We start from the raw sequence: 22791 nt of genomic DNA on the forward strand, positions 1-22791 counted from the left end.
ACTTTCCTAATGAAGTTTTTGCTTCAGAAGTAAATAAAATCTTTCTTAAAAAATATTCCTTGAGCAAAATTTCTGAATTTTTAAAAGACAACACAACTAAAGTCATCCTGGCGCTATTGCTCCCTATTCAGTTTTACGGTTTAAAACTCCTACGCAATTTCCCTGAGTTTATTGAACAGTATTACAGTCAAGGATTATTTCCGGTATTGTCAAAAATCAATCGCTTTTTATTTGGATGGATCCCTTTTTCAATCGGAGATTTTTTTTATGTCCTCATTGGTATAATAGCCATACGATGGTTGTATAAAAATTTAAAACGATTACGCTTTGAACCCCTAAAATTCTTTATAGATATTGCCGCTACGCTTTCTATTGTATATTTCGTGTTTAATCTGCTGTGGGGGTTTAATTATTATAGAATGCCCCTTAATACAACCCTTGGGTTAAAAAAAGACTACACCACAGCGCAACTCATTGCTACCACAAAAAGACTCATCCTAAAGTCTAATGCACTACATAGAGAATTAGGCTATGCAGACAGTATAAAAATAGACCTCCCCTATTCTCAAAAAGAAATTTTTGCAATGAGCGACAACGGCTATAAAAACCTGGAAACCGAATTCCCGCAACTCGCCTACCATCCCAAAAGTATCAAAAAAAGCGGCTGGAGCTTGGGGTTAACCTATATGGGGTATAGTGGATATTACAATCCATTTTCGGGGGAAGCTCAGGTTAATAACTTAATAAAAACCTATAAATTTCCCGTGGTAAGTTGCCACGAACAAGCCCACCAAATAGGCTACGCTGCCGAAAATGAAGCCAATTTTATTGCCACCATGGCAACCTTAAATAACGACAATACCTATATAAAATATTCGGGGTATATTTTCGCTTTACGGTACTGTGTAAATGAGCTTGCCCGACGTGATATGGCGCTTTATGAGGAATTACTCCCCTCCATCAACTTTGGGATTTTGGAAAGTTACCGCGAAATGCGTGAGTTTTGGGGTGAGTATCAAAATCCATTCGAAACGTTTTCTAAAGCGTTTTGGGATCAGTTTTTAAAAGCCAACAACCAATCGGAAGGTATTATGAGCTACAGTTATATGGTAGCGCTGGTCGTAAATTATTTTGAGGACAAACCTTTTTGAGGGACAAAGTGCCAATTGTTGAATTTTGAATTTTGAATTTTGAATTTTAAAGGTACTCTGCAACGCTTTTAAAATACGGGTACGTAGTGCCGTTTTAATTTCCCAAACATTTACCACCAACTACGAGCGGAGCGACCTACCCCCTACCACCTATCTTCTTTTTTTCTTAAAGACTTGTTAAACCAATCTTAATATTTTTAAAAAACCAAGGAAGGATAGTATCTTCACAACACGATAATTTCAATCAAAAAAACAATGAAAAAACAACTCCTCTGGATGCTGTGCTTATTCAGTATTTCCATCATGTCTGCTCAAGTTTATTTCCCAGAAAATGAAGGCCTTAAAGAGCAAAACACCAATTATACCGCATTTACCAATGCTACCTTATATATAACCCCTACAAAAGTGGTTAAAAATGGTACGCTGCTTATTCAGGATGGTAAGGTAATCGCTTCGGGTAAATCGGTTACGATTCCTAAGAACGCTATCACTATCGATTTGCAAGGCAAACATGTGTATCCTTCTTTTATTGATCCTTATACCGATTTCGGCGTAGAAAAACCGAAACGTGGTTCAGGTGGACGCCGGTCACCAGAATACAAAGCCTCCCGAGATGGTTTTTATTGGAACGACCATATTAAGCCAGAAAGTGAAGCGATTTCAAAATTTGAATACGATAAAAAGAAAGCGGACGAATTTAGAAAAGCCGGATTTGGTGTTTTAAATACACACATTATGGACGGTATTGCCCGTGGAACTGGAGTTTTAGTAGCTTTAAATGATGAGGAAGGTGCTGGCACTAGAATTATTAATGATAAAAGCGGACAGTTTTTCAGTTTTGAAAAAAGTGTGGAGAGTCGACAATCATACCCAACCTCTTTAATGGGTGCGATGGCTTTGCTTCGCCAGATGTATAGCGATGCCGCTTGGTATGCTAACGGAGCAAGTAAAACAAAAGACCGCTCTCTGGAAGCTTTAAACGCCAATAAACCTATGGTTTCCTTTTTTGAAGCAGGGAGTAAAGATAACGACATTAGAGCCGATAAAATTGGTGATGCTTTCAACGTAAATTACGTGATTGTAGGTGGTGGAGATGAATATGAAATGTTAGACGACATAAAAGCCAGCAACGCCAGATATATTATTCCAATAAATTTTCCAGATGCGTATGATGTAACGAACCCGTATGCTGAAAAATATATAAGCCTTGCCGATATGCGCGATTGGAACCAAGCTCCTATGAACCCAAAATGGTTATCAGATAATAATGTACAATTTTCACTTACTACCTTTGAGCTGGAAAAACCTTCAGAATTTAGCGGAAAGTTGCTAAAAGCTTTAAAATATGGCTATGATGAAACAAAAGCACTGGAGGCGTTAACTACTGTTCCTGCTTCTTTTCTAAATGCTTCAGATAAAATTGGAAGTTTAGAAGAAGGTCGCTACGCAAATTTCCTTATCACCTCAGGACCTATTTTTGATAAAGAAACTACGCTGTATGAAAACTGGGTTCAAGGCCAGAAAAATATTATCAATACAAAAGACCAGCAGGACATTCGCGGGAATTATAAAATTTCAGCAGGTGGGAAAACATACGATGTAAAGTTAACAGGAGATATTACAAAATTGAATTCGGAGGTTACCGTAGGCGACACGAAATATCCTTCAAAAGTTGACTATAGCGAAAACTGGGTAAGCCTAAGTTTTACAGATGAAAAAACCAACGAAGTTTTCAGAACAACAGGAATTATTCCGAAGGGAGACCAAAATTTCTCTGGAAAGTTATTGCTTCCGTCAGGTGCCGAAACTGAATATACCGCAACACGCCAGGCAGATTCTAAAGAAGATAAAAAGGACAAAGACGCAGACGATGCTAAGAAAATAGAAACAGTCCCTCTCACCTTCCCTAACGTAGGATATGGTTTCGCAACGAAGCCGAAGCAACAAAATATGTTGTTTAAAAACGCCACTGTCTGGACAAGTGAGGACGCTGGAGTTTTACAAAACACCGATGTTTTAGTAAAAAACGGAAAAATAGCTTCCGTAGGCAAAAACCTAAGCGCTGGAGGTGCCACAGTAATTGATGCCACAGGAAAGCACCTTACCGCTGGAGTGATAGACGAACATTCGCATATTGCTGCACTATCCATTAACGAAGCGGGTCACAATTCTTCAGCAGAAGTTACGATTGAAGATGTGGTAGACCCGGAAGACATCAATATTTACCGCAACCTAGCGGGTGGCGTTACATCAATTCAAATTTTACACGGAAGTGCAAATCCAATTGGTGGACGTTCGGCCATTATTAAACTGAAATGGGGAGAAAATGCCGATAAACTCATTTACGATAATAGTCCGAAGTTTATCAAATTCGCTTTAGGAGAAAATGTAAAACAAAGTAATTGGGAAAGCTACGGCCGTTTTCCGCAAACGCGTATGGGTGTAGAGCAAATGTATGTGAACTACTTTAACCGTGCGAAAGAATACGATGCCAAGAAAAAAGGTGGGCAGCCGTTTCGTTACGACGAAGAAATGGAAGTGCTTGCTGAAATTTTAAATGGTGAACGTTTTATTAGTTGCCACAGTTACGTACAAAGTGAAATAAACATGTTGATGAAAGTTGCAGATCGCTTCGATTTTAAAATAAACACGTTTACACACATTTTAGAAGGCTATAAAGTAGCAGATAAGATGAAAGAACACGGCGTAGGTGCTTCCACCTTTAGCGATTGGTGGGCTTATAAATTTGAAGTAAACGACGCTATTCCTTACAATGCCGCCATTATGGCGAGTGAAGGCTTGGTAGTTGCTATAAATAGTGACGACGGCGAAATGTCCAGAAGATTAAATCAGGAAGCTGCAAAAAGTGTTAAATACGGTGGCATGACCGAAGAAGAAGCATGGAAAATGGTCACTATCAATCCAGCAAAATTATTGCACCTTGATGAGCGAACCGGAAGTATAAAAGAAGGAAAAGATGCCGATTTGGTGTTATGGACAGACCATCCGCTTTCTGTATATGCAAGAGCTGAAAAAACTATTATTGAAGGAGTAACGTATTTCGATTTGGAAAAAGACAAGCAAATGCGCGACAACGTTACCTCTGAACGTAATAAACTAGTAAAAATGATGCTGGATGAGAAGAATGGCGGCGGTAAAACCAAAGAGCCAAAAGGAAAAGACAAGCGTCATTTTGAATGTGAAACCATTAACTAACACTTCGACTCCACTCAGTGACCGCAGAAAATTTCGTTTTGACATAACTGGAAGGGTTTATCATAATTATTAAAGACTTTACAATGAAAAAATATATAAGCATACTCACACTACTGGTTCTGGGAAGCACCATGTTTGCCCAACAAACACCAGCACCCAAACAAACCGAAGCCATAACTATTTCAGGAGCAACTGCTCATATTGGTGATGGTACTGTGATTGAAAACAGCATCCTCGTTTTTGAAAATGGAAAAATTACTGCCCTTGGCACTTCCACAACACCCACAAAAGGGAAAGTGATTAACGCACAGGGAAAACACGTATATCCCGGGCTTATTGCTCCTACAAAATCTCTGGGGTTGGTAGAAGTTAACGCGGTACGTGCCAGTGACGATCAAGATGAACTAGGTGAGTTTATCCCCAATGTACGCAGTTTAATTGCCTACAATGCCGAAAGTAAAGTGGTAGAAAGCATGCGCCCTAACGGTGTATTGCTAGGGCAAATCGCCCCACAAGGAGGTGGCATAAGTGGTACTTCCTCTATTGTACAGTTTGATGCCTGGAACTGGGAAGATGCAGCGATAAAAGTAGATGACGGCATCCATATGAACTGGCCCAACAGCTTTCGAAGAGGAAGATGGTGGCTTGGTGAAGAACGTGGCTACAAGCCCAATAAGGAATACGCAAAGCAAATCCAGGAAGGTGTAGATTTTATGTTGAATGCCAAAGCCTACGGAACTGGAACAGGCAAAGCAAACGAACAACCTAATGAAGCTTATACAGCAATGCAAGGCTTGTTTGACGGAAGTAAAAAATTATACATCTACGCAGATGGTGAAAAAGAAATAATAGATGCTGTAACTACAGCCAAAGAAAATGGCGTGCAAGATGTAGTAATAGTAGGGGGTTATGAAGCACACAAAATTATTCCGTTTCTGAAAAAGAATAACATTCCTGTTCTTGTACAACAACCTCACGCCCTACCTTCTCGTGAAGATGATGACTACGATATGCCATACAAATTACCAAAATTACTGACCGATGGCGGATTGCTAGTTGGAATTCAAAATGCAAATATGAGTAACTTCCAAACCCGTAACCTACCCTTTTATGCGGGCCATGTAGCTGGACAAGGCTTAGACAAAGAAATAGCATTACAGCTAATTACGGGTAATTCTGCTAAAATTTTAGGAATTGACGATAGCTATGGAACACTTGCTGTTGGCAAAAGCGCAACGCTTTTTGTAAGCGAAGGTGATGCATTAGATATGCGTACCAATATTTTAACCAATGCTTTTATTGATGGCCGCGAAATTTCTTTGGAAACACACCAGACGGAATTGTGGAAAAGGTACATGAAAAAGTATGCTAGGGAATAAATTATCTATACGAGTACAGTCGAAAACCTTTTAGAACCTGAGAAAGTCAAATTAGGTTTCGACTGCACTCAACCAGACATCGATAATCAGGTCACCCTAACGCTAAACTCTTTTAAACACTTCAACCATAAACTACAAATAACCAACGAAAAACTCCCCAATGAAACCCGCCACCGCAGTACAAATCCGTAAGGAGATAAAATTTCGTTCCAAGGAAGAATTGGAAGCGTTATGTCTTCGGTTGGCGCGTTTTAAGAAGGAAAATAAGGAACTTCTTACCTATTTACTATTTGAGGCGGACCACGAAGATAGTTATGTTGCCGAGGTGAAAGATTTTATCACGCAGCAATTTGAAGAAACACCTGCAACTAATTTTTATAGGGTAAAAAAGCGTATCCGGAAGATTCTTCGGGAGACGAAGAAGTTTATTCGGTATTCTTCGGTGAAAGAGACGGAAGTGGCATTGTTGCTTCATTTTTGTGAAAAGATGATCAATTATAGCAGTAGTATAAAACGGAGTAAAACTATGATGCAAGTGTACGAGCGACAACTTGCCATGATTGAAAAGAAAATTGGGGAATTGCACGAGGATTTGCAGATGGATTATATTACCGAATTAAACGAGTTGCCGCGATGAAAAAACTGTTCGTTTTAGGAATCGGTATTTTAATATCACTTCAGGGAATTGCGCAAACAAATGCCGAAATATTACCGTGGAGCACGCCTTTTACAACCGTAAATGCAACTGCGTTTCAAGAACAGATAAAAACCATTAGCAAAGCTGCCAGCATCGTGGGTCTTGGAGAAGTTTCACATTATACAAAAGAGTGCTATCAACTAAAAGAGACGGCCATTATTACCTTAATGCATCAGGGGTATGATGCGCTGGTGCTGGAAGTAGATTTTGGGCAGGCATTACTCTGGAACGATTTTGTAGTACACGGCAAAGGTGATTTGGATGAACTGGTGTCGACTTCAGGCTGGTTTACCTATAGAACGGAAGAGTTTAAATCGTTGCTTAAAAACATCAGGAACTTTAATGCTACTTCAGCAAATAAATTTCAGGTTTTTGGGATGGAAATGACGGCTATGCACAATAACATCGATTGGCTAATTTCGTATGTGAGTAAAACTCCAGAAGTGTCAAACGCGCTTTTACCTTTACTTCAAAAAGAACGACAAATTGTAGCCTTCAACCAATATTCGGAAGAAGAACGCACCGATTATTGGAATCTTTATTATCTGCTAAAGGAATTTTTAGAAATTCATAAAACAACATTGATTAATGCAAATGGAGAAAAGGATTATAAAATAGCGGAAAGAATTACAGAAATTACGAGACAATTTGCCACCTACATTTCTCAGGATGATTTTGGTTTAAAAGCTGAATTTAGAGACCAATTCTCTGCTCGAAACATAATTTGGGTGAACAATCTTTTTCCTGAGGATAGTAAACTAGTTCTTTGGGCGCATAATGGGCACGTAGCTAAAACTTCACCTCTGTTTAATTATGATGTCCTAGGGAGCTATTTAAAAAGATGGTATGGCGACGGCTATGTTGCGATTGGTTTTACGTTTAATCAAGGAGATTTCGGTGCCTTTGCGAATAATAGTTTTCAAAAAATAACTATGGCAGCGGTTACTGAAAATTCTATCACCCGCACATTTTCAAACACCCAGGCACCCTTTCTATTTTTTAATGCACGGGAAGCACTAAAAGCAAATAACGCTACAACGTATTTTCTTCTAAACCCACTGAAGATTCGCACCGATATTTCTGAAAGTTATTCCGAAGCGCAACAAAAGATGATGTCGTTGACGATTTCTGAAACATACGACGCCCTCATCTATATCGATAAAACATCCTACCCTACCACTATCCCTTATTCACAAAAAAAATGATCACCATATACCACAATCCAAGATGCAGCAAGTCCAGACAAGGTTTGGCACTTGTTGAAGAAAGCGGCAAAGATTATCAAGTAGTAAAATATCTAGACGCCCCACTTTCAGAAGATAAACTCACCGAACTAATTAAACTTCTACATATTGCTCCACTAGATTTGGTTCGAAAAAACGAAGCCATCTGGAAAGAAAACTACAAAGGCAAAAATCTAAGTGATGGAGACCTTATAAAAGCAATGGTTCAACACCCTAAATTAATTGAACGGCCTATCGTTGTAAATGGTAAGAAAGCCGTGATTGGAAGACCGCCAGAAAGCATTCGCGATATTTTATAATTTCCACTTTTTTATTTAACAAAACTTTGTGGTTTCAAGGCTAAACCCAAACGTATTTTCGCAGTCGAAGAAGAAACATTGACTATGAAATTATTTACCAGCCTACTCGCTTTATTTTTTACAACCTTCTTATTTTCTCAAAACACTTCAACTGTCAAAGGAAAAATCCTTGAACAAGGAACCAATTATCCTTTAGAATATGCAACCATATCATTTATTGATTCGGCTGGAAAAACAGTCACTGGAGGTATTACAGATTTGGATGGAAACTACAGCATAGAAGTCCCAGCAGGGAGTTACACCGTAAAATACGAATTTATAAGTTACAAATCGGTTGAAAAATCCAATCAAAATCTTCAAAACAATACTACTTTACCCACCGTATATCTTTCTTTAAATTCAGAAAGTTTGGACGAGGTGGTGGTGCGCGCCGAAACTACCGAGGTACAAATTAGATTAGATAAAAAAGTGTACAATATTGGCAAAGACCTAACCACCAGTGGCGCTACGGTAAGCGATGCGTTAAGCAACGTACCATCTGTAACGGTGGACGTGGACGGTGCTATTAGTCTCCGTGGCAATGAAAATGTTCGGATTTTAATAAACGGTAAACCCAGCGCTATTGCGGGATTTGGAAGCACAGACGCACTACGCCAGCTTCCTGCAGATGCTATTGAACGTGTAGAGGTGATTACGTCACCTTCGGCCAGATATGATGCTGAAGGGACTGCCGGTATTTTAAATATCATTCTTCGAAAAGAAAAAACCTTAGGGCTTAATGGCTCTGTTCAAGTAAATATGGGAGTTCCGTTAAGTAGCGGTTTGAGCACTAATATTAATTTACGTACCGAAAAATTCAATATTTTTAATACTACGGGGATTCGATATAACGACTCTCCTGGAAATGCTTATTTTGAAACACGCTATTTAAATGCAAACGCGTCCAACCCTTTAGTAATTGAAGAGCGCGATTATGATAGGTTAAACAGAGGTTTTAACACAAATCTTGGCATAGAATATTATTTAACTGAAAAGTCATCTCTTACCGCTTCCGGATTTTTACGTTTGGGTGATGATGAAGATACCACTACCAATTTAACGCAGGAATTTAATGCGGCCAATGCGTTGGCCGTTTTAAGAAGTAGAATTGAAACAGAAACCGAAGAAGACACCAGCCTTCAGTTTTCATTAAACTACGTTAATAACTTTAATGATGATGGCCATAAATTAACGATAGATTTACAAGCCGAAGATGACGAAGAAACTGAAGTTTCCTTTATTGATGAATTTAACACCTTCCCAACAAATCAACCGCTTCCAGCCGAATTGATCACCCAACAAGAAGACCAGAATGAATATTTAATCCAAGCAGATTATGTACTGCCTATTGGTGAAAATGCACAATTTGAAGCGGGTTACAGAGGTAATTTTGAAAAAACAACAACAGATTATTTATTAACTGAGCAATTAGCTGCTGGCGGTGCTTTTATACGTAATGATAGTTTATCGAACGTTTTTACATACGAAGAAAATGTAAATGCCGTATACACACAATACGGAAACAAATTTGGAAAGTTTTCATTCCTGTTGGGACTTCGTTATGAAGACACACAGCTTAAAGGTGAGGTTACAGGCGAAGACATAACGAGCAATGACGACTTTAATGTAAACTTTGACAATAGTTATTCGGGGCTTTTCCCCACGGTAAACCTGGTGTACGAACTAGGAGAAAGCGAAAATGTTACCTTAGGCTATAATAGAAGGATTAACCGTCCACGTGGGTTTTTTATTAACCCTTTTCCTTCCAGAAGTAGTGAAGCCAATGTATTTCAAGGAAACCCTGGCTTACGACCTGCTTTTGCCAGCGCCTTTGATTTGGGTTATTTAAGACGTTGGAAAAATTTAACGCTTACCACTTCAGTATATTACCAGCAAGAGACCGATGCTTTTGAGCGTGTAAGTGAAGATACAGGGCAGGTAACCCCTAATGGCGTGCCTATTATTAGAACAATTCCTTTTAACCTTTCTACCAATGAACGGTATGGGTTTGAAGCTGGAGTACTTTACAATCCAGCCAAATGGCTACGATTAAACGGAAGTTTTAACTTCTTTGGCTTTCAAACGGAAGGAATGTTCAACGGCGTAGATTACGGTACTAAAAACACAAGCTGGTTTGCCCGTGGAAGTAGTAAAGTAACACTTCCATCAAAAATAGATTGGCAAACAACCGCTTTTTACAGAGGCCCAAGAAATGATGCACAGTCAGAAACCGAAGGGTTATTAAGTATAAATCTAGCCTTCAGTAAAGATATTATGGACGACAATGCTACCATTGGTTTTAATGTAAGTGATTTACTAAATTCAAGAAAACGGGTGACTAGTACAGAAACACCTTCATTTATTAGTGACAGTGAGTTTCAGTGGAGAGAGCGACAATTCAATTTAAGTTTCACATACCGATTCAATCAAAAGAAACAACGCCAAAAGGATACGAGGGGTGCTGGAGACGGTGATGAAGGTGAAGGAGATTTTGGAGGATAAATTCTCTTTTAAAGTATAAAAAAAGGAGCTCTACTAGAGCTCCTTTTTACTTTATATAGAAAGCAATTAGTTTGCTTCTCTTTCTTTCTTTTTTGCTTCACGCTTCATCTTAATATTTTCAATTAAAGCGCCACCAATCCAATACGGGATAAAAGACACCAAGAAAATCATTAACCAAAAACCAATGGTTAAAATGGTTAAGAATGCTAAAAATCCTAAATACTGGTCAAAATCGAACATAATGTGAGTCTTTTTCTAATTAAGCTGTGGCAAAGATAATAAGGTTTTTTCAGAAAAAACAACAAAACATTCCTATTTATCCACAACAATTAAACAACTGCCTTCTTGAACCAGCCTTGTGCTTTTTGTACCTTTACAACTCTAAAATGGAAACTATGAATTACCGAATTGAAAAAGATACGATGGGCGAGGTTAAAGTACCAGCCGATAAACTTTGGGGCGCACAAACAGAGCGCTCCCGTAATAATTTTAAAATAGGCGCACCAGCTTCTATGCCTTTGGAAGTAGTCTACGGTTTTGCTTATTTAAAGAAGGCTGCCGCCTACACCAATTGTGAGCTTGGCGTTATTTCGGAAGAAAAAAGAGACTTTATCTCTAAAGTGTGTGACGAAATTTTAGCTGGAAAGCACGACGATCAGTTTCCATTAGTGATTTGGCAAACCGGTAGTGGTACCCAAAGTAATATGAATGTGAACGAGGTTATTGCCAATCGCGCGCATCAATTAGCCGGGAAAACCATTGGCGAAGGTGATAAAACATTACAACCTAATGACGACGTAAACAAAAGCCAATCCAGTAACGACACCTTCCCTACGGGAATGCACATTGCTGCCTACAAAAAAATTGTAGAGGTAACCATTCCTGGCGTGGAGCAATTGCATAAAACCTTAGTTAAAAAATCGAAAGACTTTAAAGACGTCGTAAAAATTGGACGTACCCATTTAATGGACGCCACGCCTCTAACTCTGGGACAGGAATTTAGTGGCTACGCATCGCAATTAGATCACGGATTAAGAGCATTAAAAAATACACTAGCACATCTTTCTGAATTAGCATTAGGAGGAACCGCTGTAGGAACCGGAATAAACACACCAAAAGGATACTCCGTAAAAGTTGCCGAATACATTGCAAAATTTACAGAACTTCCTTTTATCACTGCCGAAAATAAATTTGAAGCCTTAGCAGCACACGATGCCATTGTTGAAAGTCACGGAGCCTTAAAACAATTGGCTATTTCTCTCAACAAAATAGCACACGATGTTAGAATGTTAGCAAGCGGTCCAAGAAGCGGTATTGGTGAAATTTCTATTCCTGCCAACGAGCCTGGATCTTCTATAATGCCAGGAAAAGTAAATCCTACCCAATGCGAAGCTTTAACCATGGTATGCGCCCAGGTAATTGGTAATGATGTTGCAATAGGTGTGGGTGGCATGCAAGGACATTTTGAATTAAATGTTTTTAAACCTATGATGGCTGCAAATATTTTACAATCTGCGCAACTACTTGGGGACGCCTGTGTATCTTTTGATGAGCACTGTGCACAAGGAATTGAACCAAATATTGAAGTTATTAAAAAAATGCTAAACAATTCGTTAATGCTAGTAACCGCTTTGAATACGAAAATAGGATATTATAAAGCTGCCGAAATTGCCAATACAGCACACAAAAATGGAACTACCTTAAAAGAGGAAGCCGTAAACCTAGGACATTTAACCGCAGAAGAATTTGATGCGTGGGTAAAACCCGAAGACATGGTAGGTTAAAAATAAACCTACTTTTTTACCATAAAAACTCCTGTTTCATCGCAGGAGTTTTTTATTTTCAAGTTAAAAAGGCGCTTTTTTATCGACAAAATGCAAATAAGTTAGGTGAAATGTAAATTTTGCGTATATTGGACTACCCAAATTATTAAAACCTACTTATATATGAGACTACGATTTTACCCCGCATTGTGGTGTCTTTTAGCAATTATTTTCTTGTCCCCAACAAGTTCTGAAGCTGCTTCAAAAGCAATAGCCTCCAAAGCTAATGTATTTGATTATAAAGACGTTACAAGTAATCTAAAAGAAACTATTCTTACCTCTAAAAGTATTGTAACCACACCTATGTCGCTCCCTGTTTTAGCAACTAGTACTAGTGTAAAAACTTCAACACTTGAACGTAACAAACTAGCTTCAAATGCTTTCGCTGAAGAAAATTCCTACAGATTAGGTGCTTTTTCTGACGCAAATTCAACAAATATTTCAATAAAAAATGCTGAGTTAGACTATACGGCTTCTGCAGATACAAAAACTTCCTTTTTACAGGGACTGTATTATGGATTTGCGCTTATGGTGTTTTTAATTAATCTTTTCTGTTATTTCATATTTGAAGAAAAACTGTTTTTGTTTTACTCAGTAACACTAGTTGGTATTACAACAGTATTTTTCTTTAATGATGGTTTACATACCTTGTTTGGTATTTCTGAACTTACAAATCCGTTTTTAGTTCAATCGGTTTTATTATGGTTTGCAACGGCAAGCACCGCCTTTTTTGCTTCAAGTTATTTAAGTTTGAAAGAATTTTTTCCAAAACTTAAACTTGTTACCTATCCGTTAATTGCCATTGGTGGCTTACTCACTATTATGGCACTTCTCTCTGTAGAATTTATAATGGCACATGCTGCTAACTTTGTATCTATTTCAATTTTGGCGTTTTACTTTGGGGCGAGTGTATTTTTGTTCCGTAAAAAAAACTACGCAAAATTTTATGCCATTGCGGGATTCATCCCATTATTGTTTGCCGTAGACTTCTTTATTTTAAAAAATCTTGAAGTTAACTTTTTATCTACAGAGACAATTCATATAAAAGTCGCTGGGCTCGTTGAAATGTTAATTCTTACCTATGCTATTGTATACCGTATGCGTGCCATAAAAGAAGAACATGAAATGCGCCAGACTGAAATGCGTATTTTCCTAAAACGCCAAGAAACTATGAACCGCCAAAGTGCTATGAAACTTATGGAGGATGTTTATCTTGAAAACCTGATAATGCATTATGACTTGGATGGCCTTGAAATAAAGCTCCTGCAATACATTAGCGAAGGCAAGCCAAATATAAAGATTGCACGTAAATTAAAAACCACCGAAGCCGATGTGGAAGAGTTAACGAAAGAATTGTACAATAAATTAGAGATTGGCGAACACGTTCAAGAAGATTATCGCTTGTTAGACAGTCAGCCGGATTATTTGTATAATTAAAGTAATTCTACATATCATTCTTGTAATTCCTGTATACAATAAACGGAGTCGAAATGTATTTATAGTACTATAGATACATTTCGACTCCGTTTAACCCGTAAGCACTACTAATTTGTTACGTGTACGCTATCCTATTTTAGTATAGTATTTCTTGTATTTATAATAAGAAAGGCCACTAAGCAGAACGAAGAAACCAATTAAATAATAAATAAAAGTTGGCGTCACAGGTACATCTCCACTTGCATAACTATGTAATCCTGTGAGGTAAAAATTCACTCCAAAGTAGGTCATCATAATACTGGCATAGGCAAAAATAGAAAATACAGCAAACGTCCATTTGCCTCGCAAACCAGGAACTAACCGTGCGTGTATCACAAAGGCATAAATCATGATACTAATAAGCGCCCATGTTTCTTTTGGGTCCCAGCCCCAATAACGACCCCAGCTCTCATTGGCCCATTGACCTCCCAAGAAGTTTCCTATGGTGAGCATGACCAACCCTACGGTTAATGCCATTTCTGTAATAATTATAAGTTCTTTTATATTGAGATCCATTTTAACTTGGTTCTTTTTATTAGTCAATAAAATGAGCAATAAAATAGTAGTTCCTAAAATCATCCCTAGCGTAAACGGACCGTAGCTGGCAACAATTACAGCCACGTGTATCATTAACCAATAACTATCTAAAACAGGCACTAAATTGGCTATAGAAGGATCTAACCAATTCTGGTTGGCAACCCATAAAATAATTGCGGCTACAAATGCTGTGGAAGCGATTGTGAGATCACTTTTTCGGCCAAATGCCAAGCCAAAGAAGACAGTAGCCCACGCTACATAAATAATACTTTCATAGGCATCACTCCAGGGTGCATGACCGCTAATATACCAGCGGAAAGCAAGTCCTAACGTCATTAAAACAAAGAAAAACCAAATAATATATTTACAAGCTGTAATTAGGTAATTAATCTTCTTGTTTTCTTTAAGTATTTGAAATATTAGAAACAAAAACATTACTACGCCAATAAGTGTAAAATACTTATAGAGTCTATTAAAAATATCAACTTCGTTATAGATAATCTCTGCCTTTACTTTGGTATCTGAAGGCATTACTTCTCCACCATATTTATGCTGAAACTTATTTATACCATCCAACAACGCATTTGCTTGCGAATAATCTCCTGTCTTTCTGGCTTCTTGTAGACTTTGGAAATATGCAGGTAATATGTTTTTCACATTAGCAGCTTCTTCTCCCGTAAAATTGGTTTCTCCCAATTCTAAAAATGAAACCCATTTGTTTCCTTCATCGTTTGGAATGGGAAATATTTTTAAAATACTTCCGCTCAAGGCCTGATTTAAAAGAAACACATTTTCATATGTTTTTACAAAGTCTTTTTCAAACTGATTGGGATTTGTTTTGGAGGAAGCTTCTTCCAAATAAGGATCCAGCTTATTAATTCCTTTTTCATCAAACAAATCCAACAAGCTTATTTTCTCGGTATCCATGGGAACTCCTAAAACGCGTCTAATACTATCGTTACCACGTTTTAGACTCACTAATGGAACTTCTACCCAAACACGAGGAAACTCCGTCATAGAAAGAAAAACCTGGTTGGCGTCTAATCCTTCGTAGGTATCACTGCGACTTATTTTACGTAGTAATTGACTGGCGTAGGTGTGCACTGGCTTCATACGGCCATTATCCTGTATCACCAATTCGGCAAATTTTGCGGCGTGTACTTTGTCTACTATATTCGCTTTTATAACGCTATCTATCTGTTCTTTTTTAACTTGAGTGTGTCCGTGGTTGCTGTCCTGCGCTTGCATTCCAAAACCGAAAAGCAGGACTAGCATCGCAGTGATTTTTGCTTTTTTAGATTTCACTTTATCTAGCATTCTCTTTAAAGAACCAAAACGAGACCCTTTAACAAAGAGAATGGCCATTAAACCAAAGTAGAGCAAGAAATAACCAATATAGGTTATCCAGGTTCCCCAGGCATCGTGGTTTACTGAAAGAATAGTTCCTTTTTCATCCGGTGAAAAACTTGCTTGAAAAAAACGATAGCCTTTATGGTCTAGTACATTATTCATAAAAACTTCCGTGTCAAAAAACTCAGTTTCTGTATCGCTAACAGTAAGCTTACTTTTAAATGATTTATAGTTTTTTTCAGTACCGGGATATTTTTCAGCTATAAAATCACGCAGAGTGATGCTAAACGGTAGTTCGTATTCCTTGCTTCCGTAGGTAAGGTAGACGTCCATTCCATTAACAGTTACTTTTTTAGGATCTGGTGCTGTTCCTGCACCACCCAACAATTCTATCGTTTCCGTTTTTCCACCCGAAGAAACATCTACGACGAGACCGCTCATATTTGTTTTTTCGAGGCCTTCAGCTTTTACAACGCCTTGTCTGCCTTTTGCAACAGGACTAGGGATTACGAATTGCATATCGGCCAGATTATAGAGCGAACGCAATAATAAGGGTTGTACGCTATCTTTAGCAAACGGTCTACGGAATTGATCCATATTGCCCGTCATTTGTCCTGGCTGAATACCTGCGGCACTTAATTCGGCCATATTCAGGAAAGATCCCTCAAAAGGAGCTGAAATACTGTAACCGCCATCTTCGGGATTATAGGTGATGTTTACGGCGCCTTCGGTTGGTTTATTTAAAGCAAAAAGTATGTTGTGTATATTGGCAACCTGTCCTATTTCTAGCCAATGGTCGTGTTTTTCTCCCTCACCACTTTCAACAATCTGAAGATATTCTTTACCATCTACTGTAGTAATGAGACTTTCTTTGGCATTACTAATAAAGTTATTATAACTAATGGTAACCGGCTTGCCATTGTAGTCGGTTGTCATCTCAAAATCGTTATTTAATCTTTCAGATAAGTTCAACTTTTCGGGTTCCAACACACGGCGTTGTGCTACCCCATCTACCAGGTAATCGCCGTCTATAAAAGCAGTAAGGTACACATGGTCTGAGAGAAATGTGTTTTCTGTAGCGCCTTCTCTAATTTCCATTCGCCCTTCAAAGCCTATATATCGGGTTACAAACGCCCCAACTAGAATCAGTATAAAAGACAAATGCAAGGTAAGTGTAGCCCACTTTTCTTTTCTGAATAATCTGAAACGGAAAATATTACCTACAAAATTAATCACAAAGAATACCATAATAGCCTCAAACCACCAAGCGTTGTAAATTAGTTCGCGAGAGTACGGAGTTGGCGATGTCTCTGAAGAAGCATCTAAAAAGGTCCCCACAGCCATAGCGACAGCAAAGACTAGAAATAAAACGGCAGTGAGACGTGTTGAAAACAGGAAATCGGCAAGTTTCTTTTGCATCGGACAAATTTTGTGCAAAAATAAGGAATTGATCGCTTACACACTAAGATTATAGAATATCTAATATGTTAATGTAACCTTATTTAGATCGCGCCTCAAATATTTTGAGGTGGATAAAGGTTCCCATGTTTCGCGCTCTGTTTTTTGCAAGTTGTGCACGCTCTCCAATAAATAAGTCATTAACCGTTTCAAACCAGAGATTGAGCCATACGCCAAAATGCATCTCATTGATTTCGTTATTATTTTTCTGGTCTACTTCCACATGCTTTTCCAACGGATTCCCAGTGTATGTTTTTTTAAAGAATAAATTACTTTCCCAAAAATTGGTAAGATGTTCAAGATGGGCATCCCAATCCTGTATTGCCGTATTAAAAATGGGCCCCAGCAAAGGGTCTTTTCGAATTTTTTCGTAAAAGGTGCTTACCAGTTGGAAGATGTCTTCCCTATTTTCTATTTCTTTACTCATACTATCTTACAAAAGATTTAAAAAAATGAGTGCCGTATTCACACTTAAACTCACTAACAACAACCAAAAAGAAATAGTTGGTTTTAGCTGAGCCAACAAAGCGCCATTGTACCCCATACACAAAACAGTGCATACCAATAATTGTACAAAAGTTAATAATGATGTTCCTTGCATCAAAATTAACATAGCCGCAATGGAACCTACACAACTTTGCAAGATAATGGTTAGTGGAATGTATAAATACAAATTCTCACTAAATTCGTTTTTAGCTGCTGAAAAATAAGAGCTGTTCATATTGTTTTATTAACTTTATACAAAGTAAAACCTTATACGCGCCACAGTTTATGAGGCAAATCATATTGCAATGATTCCAGAGGAAATTTTATTGAAACACAGTGCCAAAGTAAAATCGTATGCCCAAAAAGAAGTGATAATTACAGAAGGGGAAACAGCTCGGTATTATTTACAAATTAAAACGGGATCTGTGGCTATGTTTAATCTTCACGAGTCTGGTAAAGAATTTATTCAGGGAGTTTTTAAAAAACAACAGAGTTTTGGCGAACCTGCTATTTTTGGTGATTTTGAGTATCCAGCCTCGGCAAGGGCTTTAGAGGACAGTCAATTATTTTTGCTTCCAAAGGAAAATTTGACAGAGTTGCTGAAAACCAATTTTGAGATTAACCAGAAATTTCTCAAACGTTTATCAAAACGTTTATCGTACAAAGCGATGCAACTTCGGGAAATCTCTATGCATACTCCGGAGCACCGTATTCTTACCCTATTGGATTTTTTAAAAGAAAATGCAGGAGCTACAGAAAAATATAAAATTAATCTTACGCGTCAGCAATTGGCTAACTTAACAGGATTGCGGGTTGAAACGGTAATTCGAGCCTGCCAGCAGCTCGCGGCTCAAAATGAAATTGAAATTATAAATAGGAAGCTATATCGCTAGTTCTCTCAAAAATCTCTTTATTTTTACGAAATGATTACCATTGTGCTTTTAGGCTACGGAAATGTGGGGCAGCATCTATACAACGTTATGGAAGCCGCAAAAGATGTAGATGTGGTACAAGTTTATAATAGAACAAAACATAAAACGCTAAAAACTCCCCAAACACAGGATTTGAAAGCGTTAGTTTCGGCAGATGTGTACATCATTGCCATTCCAGATGATGCTATTGGGGAATTTTCAGAATCACTTCCATTTAAAAACAGATTGGTCGTTCACACTTCCGGTGGCGCACATATGGACGTTCTTTCTAGCAATAATCTCCGGGGTATATTTTATCCATTGCAAACGTTCAGTAAAATTACAAAAGTGGATTTTAGTACCATTCCTATTTGCGTGGAAGCCGAAAACGAAGCCGATTTACAATTGCTGAAAAAACTGGGCGATTGTATTTCAGAAAAAGTGGTGGAAATATCTTCTTCAGCACGAGAAAAATTACATGTAGCCGCAGTGTTTGTAAATAATTTTACCAACCATCTGTACCATATCGCTGAAACGATAACGGCTGAAAATAAGTTAGATTTCAATTTACTGAAACCCCTCATTACCGAAACCGCCAGAAAAATTGAAACTCTCTCCCCTGCCCAAGCACAAACAGGCCCAGCGAAGAGAAACGATAAAAAAACCATTGAAAAGCATTTGAAGTTGTTGGAAAATAGCAAGTATCGGGACTTATATGAACATTTGACAGAATCTATTGAGAATAGTGGTGAGTGATAAGTGGTGAGTCCGCTTCGCTTTGAGGTGTGAGGTGTGAGGTGTGAGGTGTGAGGTGTGAGGTGTGAGGTGTGAGGTGTGAGGTGTGAGGTGTGAGGTGTGAGGTGTGAGGTGTGAGGTGTGAGGTGTGAGGTAAAATAAAAAATAATAATAGAAAATAGAGTCACAATTGCGGCGAAATAAATAATATGGAAAAAAGCTATAAAGAATATCTAAACCACATTACCACGCTGGTTTTTGACGTGGACGGCGTGCTTACAGACGGCACCATAAATATTACTACCGAAGGTGAACTATACCGCACCATGAATATTAAAGACGGATATGCGCTAAAAACTGCTGTGGATACCGGACTTAACGTATGCATTATAAGCGGTGGTTCTAATGAAGGAGTACGCAAGCGATTGCAAGGTCTGGGCATAACCGACATTCATCTAGGTACTCACCAAAAAACCGAAACACTTCACAAATACTTAAAAGACAACAACCTAAAAGCCGAAAACACCCTTTACATGGGCGATGACATTCCAGATTTATATGTAATGCAGGAAGTTGGTCTACCGTGTTGCCCACAAGATGCTGTACCGGAAATCAAAGAATTAAGCAAATACATCTCCCATAAAAATGGCGGAAAAGGATGTGTTCGTGATATTATTGAGCAAGTGCTCAAGGTGCAAGGAAAATGGGTTTCTAAAAACTCTGTAAGTGCTAAATATGACTAGCCCCCTAGCCCCCAAAGGGGGAATTTATTTAATAACAATCTCCTAATGCCTAAAATTGCGTATCTAAAAATCATTCGCCCTGTTAACTTGCTATTGCTTCTTCTTACGCAATCGCTCATAAAATATGGTTTTTTAGAGCCATTGGGAGTTCAGGCTGCGATGGGGACATTCGATTTTATATTGTTGGTCGCCGCCACGCTCTGTATTGCTGCCGCAGGTAATATTATTAACGATATTCATGATGTGGCTATTGACACTATAAACAAATCTGAGAAAGTGCTAATAGGCAAAAAGATTTCAGAAAAGGCAGCTTACAATCTTTATATCATCCTAAACATCATAGGCGTTGCAGCGGGGTTTTATCTTTCAAACAGAATGGGACATCCTGGGTTGGCGGCTGTGTTTATAATCATTTCAGCCTTGCTGTATAGTTATGCGGTATATCTTAGGTCGTTGCTTGTGGTGAGCAACCTAGTTGTATCATTTTTGGTGGCCACAAGTCTACTAGTGTTCATTATTTTTGACATCTACCCTGCTATTAACACAGACTTAATGGAGCTACAAGTCACCGCTTCAAAAGTGATTTTATGGTATGCCGCTTGTGCGTTTTATCTTAATCTTATCCGTGAAATCGTGAAAGACATTCAAGATGTGAATGGCGATAAAAAAGGCGGAAGAAGTACACTACCAATCGTTTTAGGTAGGACCCGAACTACAACCATTGCATTTGTGCTAGGCGTTTTCATTTTAATGGGCATCTTATGGTTTTCTTACAAATCCCTGTATCAATTTACTTGGGTTGCGGGTTACTTTGTGTTTCTCATAGGCGGACCACTCCTCTATTATTCTATTAAAAGTTTTAATGCAGAAACATCGAAGGATTATAAAATCATGTCAATCGTTTTAAAAATTGTAATGTTCACGGGTGTTTGCTCGCTACCCTTTTTTGCTGAAATTTTAAACGTGTAAACATGAATTTCGAAACCACACAACATATCACATTAGAAAACGATCGTGTTTTGCTCAGGCCACTTCTTACTGAAGATAGTGAACATCTTACGGTTTTCTCTTTGCAAGAGCCCGAACTGTGGACCTATTCGCTACTACCCGCCAACGGATTGGAAAATTTGGATACCTATGTATCGATTGCTTTAGAGAAGAGAGCGCGAGGCGATTCGTATCCTTTTATTGTATTCGATAAAAAAACGAATGCATTTGCCGGAAGCACCCGTTTTTACGATATTCAGAATCATCATAAAAGTGTACAGCTTGGGTATACCTGGTATGGCAAAGCCTTTCAGCGTACCGGGCTCAACAGACATTGCAAATTTTTAATGCTTGAATTTGCCTTTGAGACCCTGAAAATGGAACGCGTAGAGTTTAGGGCAGATGCCAACAATGCGCGCAGTATTGCAGCGATGAAAGGTATTGGTTGCACCGTAGAAGGCATTCTTCGAAATAATTGCAGCAGCCCGACTGGTAGGCGTAGCAGCATTGTATTAAGCATTTTAAAAGACGAATGGTTTTCGGATATTAAAGAAAGCCTCCAATCAAAATTAGTATAAGTATATGTTGAAAGAAAAACTTAAAAACCACAACCTCATCCTAGCTTCGGGTTCACCCCGAAGACATCACTTTTTTAAAGAATTGGATTTAGATTTTACCATAGACGTTCGTTCGGTAGAGGAAGTATATGACCACAATTTAAAGGAAGCCGAAATCACCGACTACCTCGCCAAATTGAAAGCTTCTGTATTTACAGATTTAAAAGAGAACGACATCCTCGTCACCAGCGACACCATAGTCTGGAAAGATGGAAAACCCTTAGAAAAAGCCAAAGATGAAGCTGAAGCTAAAGCCATGTTACGTGATTTGAGCGGGGAAATGCACGAGGTATTTACATCGGTTTGTTTTACGGGAAAAGACTTTCAGAAAGTAGTGAACGACCGCACCAAAGTTTGGTTTAAAGAACTAACGGACGAAGAAATAGAGTACTACATTAAAACCTGCCAACCTTACGACAAAGCGGGTAGTTATGGTGTTCAGGAATGGTTAGGATACATTGGTATTGAGAAATTAGAAGGGTGTTATTTTAACGTAATGGGATTGCCAACAAGGCTTGTTTATAAAACGTTACTGGAGATTTCTGAAAAGAGATAACGATTCGTTGAGGCTTAATTTTTGTATATTTGATTCTAAAGAAAACCACTATGAGTATTCAAACATCAAAACTAAATTTGGTAAAAGAAATTTTGGAAATCGATAGCTTGGATATCATCCAAAAAGTAGCCGATTTTGTAAAAAAAGAAAAAACAGATTTCTGGAATGAGCTTTCTACAGACCAGCAAAATGAAATTAAAGAAGGAATTAAACAGTTGGATAACGGCGAACGTATAACGTACAGTTCTTTCTTAAAAAGTATTTCCTAATGAACGTTTATCTCTCTAGTTTAGCCGAAAAAAAGCTACGAGAGCTACTACAATATCTCTTGGAAGAATGGAGTAAAAAATCCAGAGATAAGTTTCTTCTTAAACTTACAGAAAAAATTGATCAAATCTCGAATCAACCCCATAGTTGTCAGCAATCAACTGAAGTAATTGGTTTATATAAATGTGTAGTAACAAAACAAACCACATTTTATTACAGGATTCACAAAGCCGCTAATGAAATTGAAATTATAACACTATTCGATACTCGAAAAGACCCCATAAAACTTAAAAAAGACGTTAGATAGTCCTTCGAATA

General features: G+C 38.2%; 21 protein-coding genes. 17 read left to right on the forward strand and 4 right to left on the reverse strand.

Annotated features, from left to right (window positions below):
• The first annotated feature begins 59 nt into the window (after positions 1 to 59).
• The 7 genes from ACQ2HF_RS14850 to ACQ2HF_RS14880 all read left to right on the forward strand — a co-directional run bounded on the left by ACQ2HF_RS14850 (position 60) and on the right by ACQ2HF_RS14880 (position 10527).
• A complete protein-coding gene (locus ACQ2HF_RS14850) occupies positions 60 to 1151 on the forward strand; it encodes a DUF3810 domain-containing protein (RefSeq protein WP_432411204.1) in 1092 nt (363 codons plus the stop codon).
• 255 nt (positions 1152 to 1406) lie between these two features.
• A complete protein-coding gene (locus ACQ2HF_RS14855) occupies positions 1407 to 4367 on the forward strand; it encodes an amidohydrolase family protein (protein ID WP_432411205.1) in 2961 nt (986 codons plus the stop codon).
• Between the two features lie 83 nt (positions 4368 to 4450).
• Positions 4451 to 5746 carry an amidohydrolase family protein gene (locus tag ACQ2HF_RS14860; RefSeq protein ID WP_432411206.1) on the forward strand — a complete coding sequence of 432 codons (1296 nt, stop codon included), beginning with the start codon at positions 4451 to 4453 and terminating at the stop codon, positions 5744 to 5746.
• A 160-nt stretch (positions 5747 to 5906) separates the two neighbouring features.
• Positions 5907 to 6383, forward strand: coding sequence for a hypothetical protein (locus ACQ2HF_RS14865; RefSeq protein WP_432411207.1), 477 nt, complete (start codon positions 5907 to 5909; stop codon positions 6381 to 6383).
• Positions 6380 to 7648 (forward strand): erythromycin esterase family protein, encoded by a 1269-nt coding sequence (locus ACQ2HF_RS14870; protein WP_432411208.1) that lies wholly within the window; start codon positions 6380 to 6382, stop codon positions 7646 to 7648. The genes ACQ2HF_RS14865 and ACQ2HF_RS14870 overlap by 4 nt, the downstream gene beginning before the upstream one ends.
• Entirely contained in the window at positions 7645 to 7986 is a 342-nt protein-coding gene (gene arsC, locus ACQ2HF_RS14875) for an arsenate reductase (glutaredoxin) (protein WP_432411209.1), read from the forward strand. The genes ACQ2HF_RS14870 and arsC overlap by 4 nt, the downstream gene beginning before the upstream one ends.
• A gap of 84 nt (positions 7987 to 8070) precedes the next feature.
• Entirely contained in the window at positions 8071 to 10527 is a 2457-nt protein-coding gene (locus tag ACQ2HF_RS14880) for a TonB-dependent receptor domain-containing protein (protein WP_432411210.1), read from the forward strand.
• 66 nt (positions 10528 to 10593) lie between these two features.
• On the opposite strand, the gene ACQ2HF_RS14885 is transcribed toward ACQ2HF_RS14880, so the two are convergent.
• On the reverse strand, positions 10594 to 10767 hold the full coding sequence (locus tag ACQ2HF_RS14885) for a hypothetical protein (RefSeq protein ID WP_432411211.1): 174 nt from the start codon (positions 10765 to 10767) through the stop codon (positions 10594 to 10596).
• Positions 10768 to 10922: 155 nt separating this feature from the next.
• On the opposite strand from ACQ2HF_RS14885, the gene fumC reads away from it, so the two are divergent.
• Both fumC and ACQ2HF_RS14895 read left to right on the forward strand, forming a co-directional pair.
• Complete coding sequence (fumC, locus tag ACQ2HF_RS14890) at positions 10923 to 12311, forward strand: class II fumarate hydratase (RefSeq protein ID WP_432411212.1); 1389 nt, start codon at positions 10923 to 10925, stop codon at positions 12309 to 12311.
• 162 nt (positions 12312 to 12473) lie between these two features.
• Positions 12474 to 13787, forward strand: a complete 1314-nt coding sequence (locus ACQ2HF_RS14895; protein WP_432411213.1) for a 7TM-DISM domain-containing protein — start codon at positions 12474 to 12476, stop codon at positions 13785 to 13787.
• A gap of 126 nt (positions 13788 to 13913) precedes the next feature.
• Here ACQ2HF_RS14895 and ccsA read toward each other — a convergent pair whose 3' ends face one another.
• The 3 genes from ccsA to ACQ2HF_RS14910 form a co-directional block, all read right to left on the reverse strand.
• Entirely contained in the window at positions 13914 to 17132 is a 3219-nt protein-coding gene (gene ccsA, locus ACQ2HF_RS14900; protein WP_432411214.1) for a cytochrome c biogenesis protein CcsA, read from the reverse strand.
• Between the two features lie 79 nt (positions 17133 to 17211).
• The gene (locus ACQ2HF_RS14905; protein WP_432411215.1) at positions 17212 to 17598 is read right to left on the reverse strand and encodes a group III truncated hemoglobin; all 387 of its coding nucleotides are present in this window, start codon (positions 17596 to 17598) and stop codon (positions 17212 to 17214) included.
• Positions 17599 to 17604: 6 nt separating this feature from the next.
• A complete protein-coding gene (locus tag ACQ2HF_RS14910; RefSeq protein ID WP_432411216.1) occupies positions 17605 to 17892 on the reverse strand; it encodes a hypothetical protein in 288 nt (95 codons plus the stop codon).
• Between the two features lie 70 nt (positions 17893 to 17962).
• On the opposite strand from ACQ2HF_RS14910, the gene ACQ2HF_RS14915 reads away from it, so the two are divergent.
• The 8 genes from ACQ2HF_RS14915 to ACQ2HF_RS14950 all read left to right on the forward strand — a co-directional run bounded on the left by ACQ2HF_RS14915 (position 17963) and on the right by ACQ2HF_RS14950 (position 22780).
• Positions 17963 to 18550: a Crp/Fnr family transcriptional regulator gene (locus tag ACQ2HF_RS14915; RefSeq protein ID WP_432411217.1), complete on the forward strand. Its 588-nt coding sequence runs from the start codon at positions 17963 to 17965 to the stop codon at positions 18548 to 18550.
• 30 nt (positions 18551 to 18580) lie between these two features.
• Positions 18581 to 19324, forward strand: a complete 744-nt coding sequence (locus tag ACQ2HF_RS14920) for a Rossmann-like and DUF2520 domain-containing protein (protein ID WP_432411218.1) — start codon at positions 18581 to 18583, stop codon at positions 19322 to 19324.
• Positions 19325 to 19512: 188 nt separating this feature from the next.
• The gene (locus ACQ2HF_RS14925; RefSeq protein ID WP_432411219.1) at positions 19513 to 20046 is read left to right on the forward strand and encodes a KdsC family phosphatase; all 534 of its coding nucleotides are present in this window, start codon (positions 19513 to 19515) and stop codon (positions 20044 to 20046) included.
• Positions 20047 to 20091: 45 nt separating this feature from the next.
• A complete protein-coding gene (locus ACQ2HF_RS14930; RefSeq protein ID WP_432411220.1) occupies positions 20092 to 21015 on the forward strand; it encodes a geranylgeranylglycerol-phosphate geranylgeranyltransferase in 924 nt (307 codons plus the stop codon).
• 2 nt (positions 21016 to 21017) lie between these two features.
• A complete protein-coding gene (locus ACQ2HF_RS14935) occupies positions 21018 to 21611 on the forward strand; it encodes a GNAT family N-acetyltransferase (protein ID WP_432411221.1) in 594 nt (197 codons plus the stop codon).
• Positions 21612 to 21615: 4 nt separating this feature from the next.
• The gene (locus ACQ2HF_RS14940) at positions 21616 to 22206 is read left to right on the forward strand and encodes a Maf family nucleotide pyrophosphatase (RefSeq protein ID WP_432411222.1); all 591 of its coding nucleotides are present in this window, start codon (positions 21616 to 21618) and stop codon (positions 22204 to 22206) included.
• Between the two features lie 50 nt (positions 22207 to 22256).
• On the forward strand, positions 22257 to 22475 hold the full coding sequence (locus ACQ2HF_RS14945) for a hypothetical protein (protein WP_432411223.1): 219 nt from the start codon (positions 22257 to 22259) through the stop codon (positions 22473 to 22475).
• Positions 22475 to 22780 (forward strand): type II toxin-antitoxin system RelE/ParE family toxin, encoded by a 306-nt coding sequence (locus tag ACQ2HF_RS14950; protein ID WP_432411224.1) that lies wholly within the window; start codon positions 22475 to 22477, stop codon positions 22778 to 22780. The genes ACQ2HF_RS14945 and ACQ2HF_RS14950 overlap by 1 nt, the downstream gene beginning before the upstream one ends.
• Positions 22781 to 22791: the final 11 nt, after the last annotated feature.

Source organism: Rasiella sp. SM2506 (assembly GCF_050859505.1).
GTDB lineage: Bacteria > Bacteroidota > Bacteroidia > Flavobacteriales > Flavobacteriaceae > Marinirhabdus.

Coding starts and splice junctions, on each gene's coding strand:
- ACQ2HF_RS14855 (WP_432411205.1), top strand. CDS start 1,407: ATGAAAAAACAACTCCTCTGGATGCTGTGCTTATTCAGTATTTCCATC.
- ACQ2HF_RS14860 (WP_432411206.1), top strand. CDS start 4,451: ATGAAAAAATATATAAGCATACTCACACTACTGGTTCTGGGAAGCACC.
- ACQ2HF_RS14865 (WP_432411207.1), top strand. CDS start 5,907: ATGAAACCCGCCACCGCAGTACAAATCCGTAAGGAGATAAAATTTCGT.
- ACQ2HF_RS14870 (WP_432411208.1), top strand. CDS start 6,380: ATGAAAAAACTGTTCGTTTTAGGAATCGGTATTTTAATATCACTTCAG.
- arsC (WP_432411209.1), top strand. CDS start 7,645: ATGATCACCATATACCACAATCCAAGATGCAGCAAGTCCAGACAAGGT.
- ACQ2HF_RS14880 (WP_432411210.1), top strand. CDS start 8,071: ATGAAATTATTTACCAGCCTACTCGCTTTATTTTTTACAACCTTCTTA.
- ACQ2HF_RS14885 (WP_432411211.1), bottom strand. CDS start 10,767: ATGTTCGATTTTGACCAGTATTTAGGATTTTTAGCATTCTTAACCATT.
- fumC (WP_432411212.1), top strand. CDS start 10,923: ATGAATTACCGAATTGAAAAAGATACGATGGGCGAGGTTAAAGTACCA.
- ACQ2HF_RS14895 (WP_432411213.1), top strand. CDS start 12,474: ATGAGACTACGATTTTACCCCGCATTGTGGTGTCTTTTAGCAATTATT.
- ccsA (WP_432411214.1), bottom strand. CDS start 17,132: ATGCAAAAGAAACTTGCCGATTTCCTGTTTTCAACACGTCTCACTGCC.
- ACQ2HF_RS14905 (WP_432411215.1), bottom strand. CDS start 17,598: ATGAGTAAAGAAATAGAAAATAGGGAAGACATCTTCCAACTGGTAAGC.
- ACQ2HF_RS14910 (WP_432411216.1), bottom strand. CDS start 17,892: ATGAACAGCTCTTATTTTTCAGCAGCTAAAAACGAATTTAGTGAGAAT.
- ACQ2HF_RS14915 (WP_432411217.1), top strand. CDS start 17,963: ATGATTCCAGAGGAAATTTTATTGAAACACAGTGCCAAAGTAAAATCG.
- ACQ2HF_RS14920 (WP_432411218.1), top strand. CDS start 18,581: ATGATTACCATTGTGCTTTTAGGCTACGGAAATGTGGGGCAGCATCTA.
- ACQ2HF_RS14925 (WP_432411219.1), top strand. CDS start 19,513: ATGGAAAAAAGCTATAAAGAATATCTAAACCACATTACCACGCTGGTT.
- ACQ2HF_RS14930 (WP_432411220.1), top strand. CDS start 20,092: ATGCCTAAAATTGCGTATCTAAAAATCATTCGCCCTGTTAACTTGCTA.
- ACQ2HF_RS14935 (WP_432411221.1), top strand. CDS start 21,018: ATGAATTTCGAAACCACACAACATATCACATTAGAAAACGATCGTGTT.
- ACQ2HF_RS14940 (WP_432411222.1), top strand. CDS start 21,616: ATGTTGAAAGAAAAACTTAAAAACCACAACCTCATCCTAGCTTCGGGT.
- ACQ2HF_RS14945 (WP_432411223.1), top strand. CDS start 22,257: ATGAGTATTCAAACATCAAAACTAAATTTGGTAAAAGAAATTTTGGAA.
- ACQ2HF_RS14950 (WP_432411224.1), top strand. CDS start 22,475: ATGAACGTTTATCTCTCTAGTTTAGCCGAAAAAAAGCTACGAGAGCTA.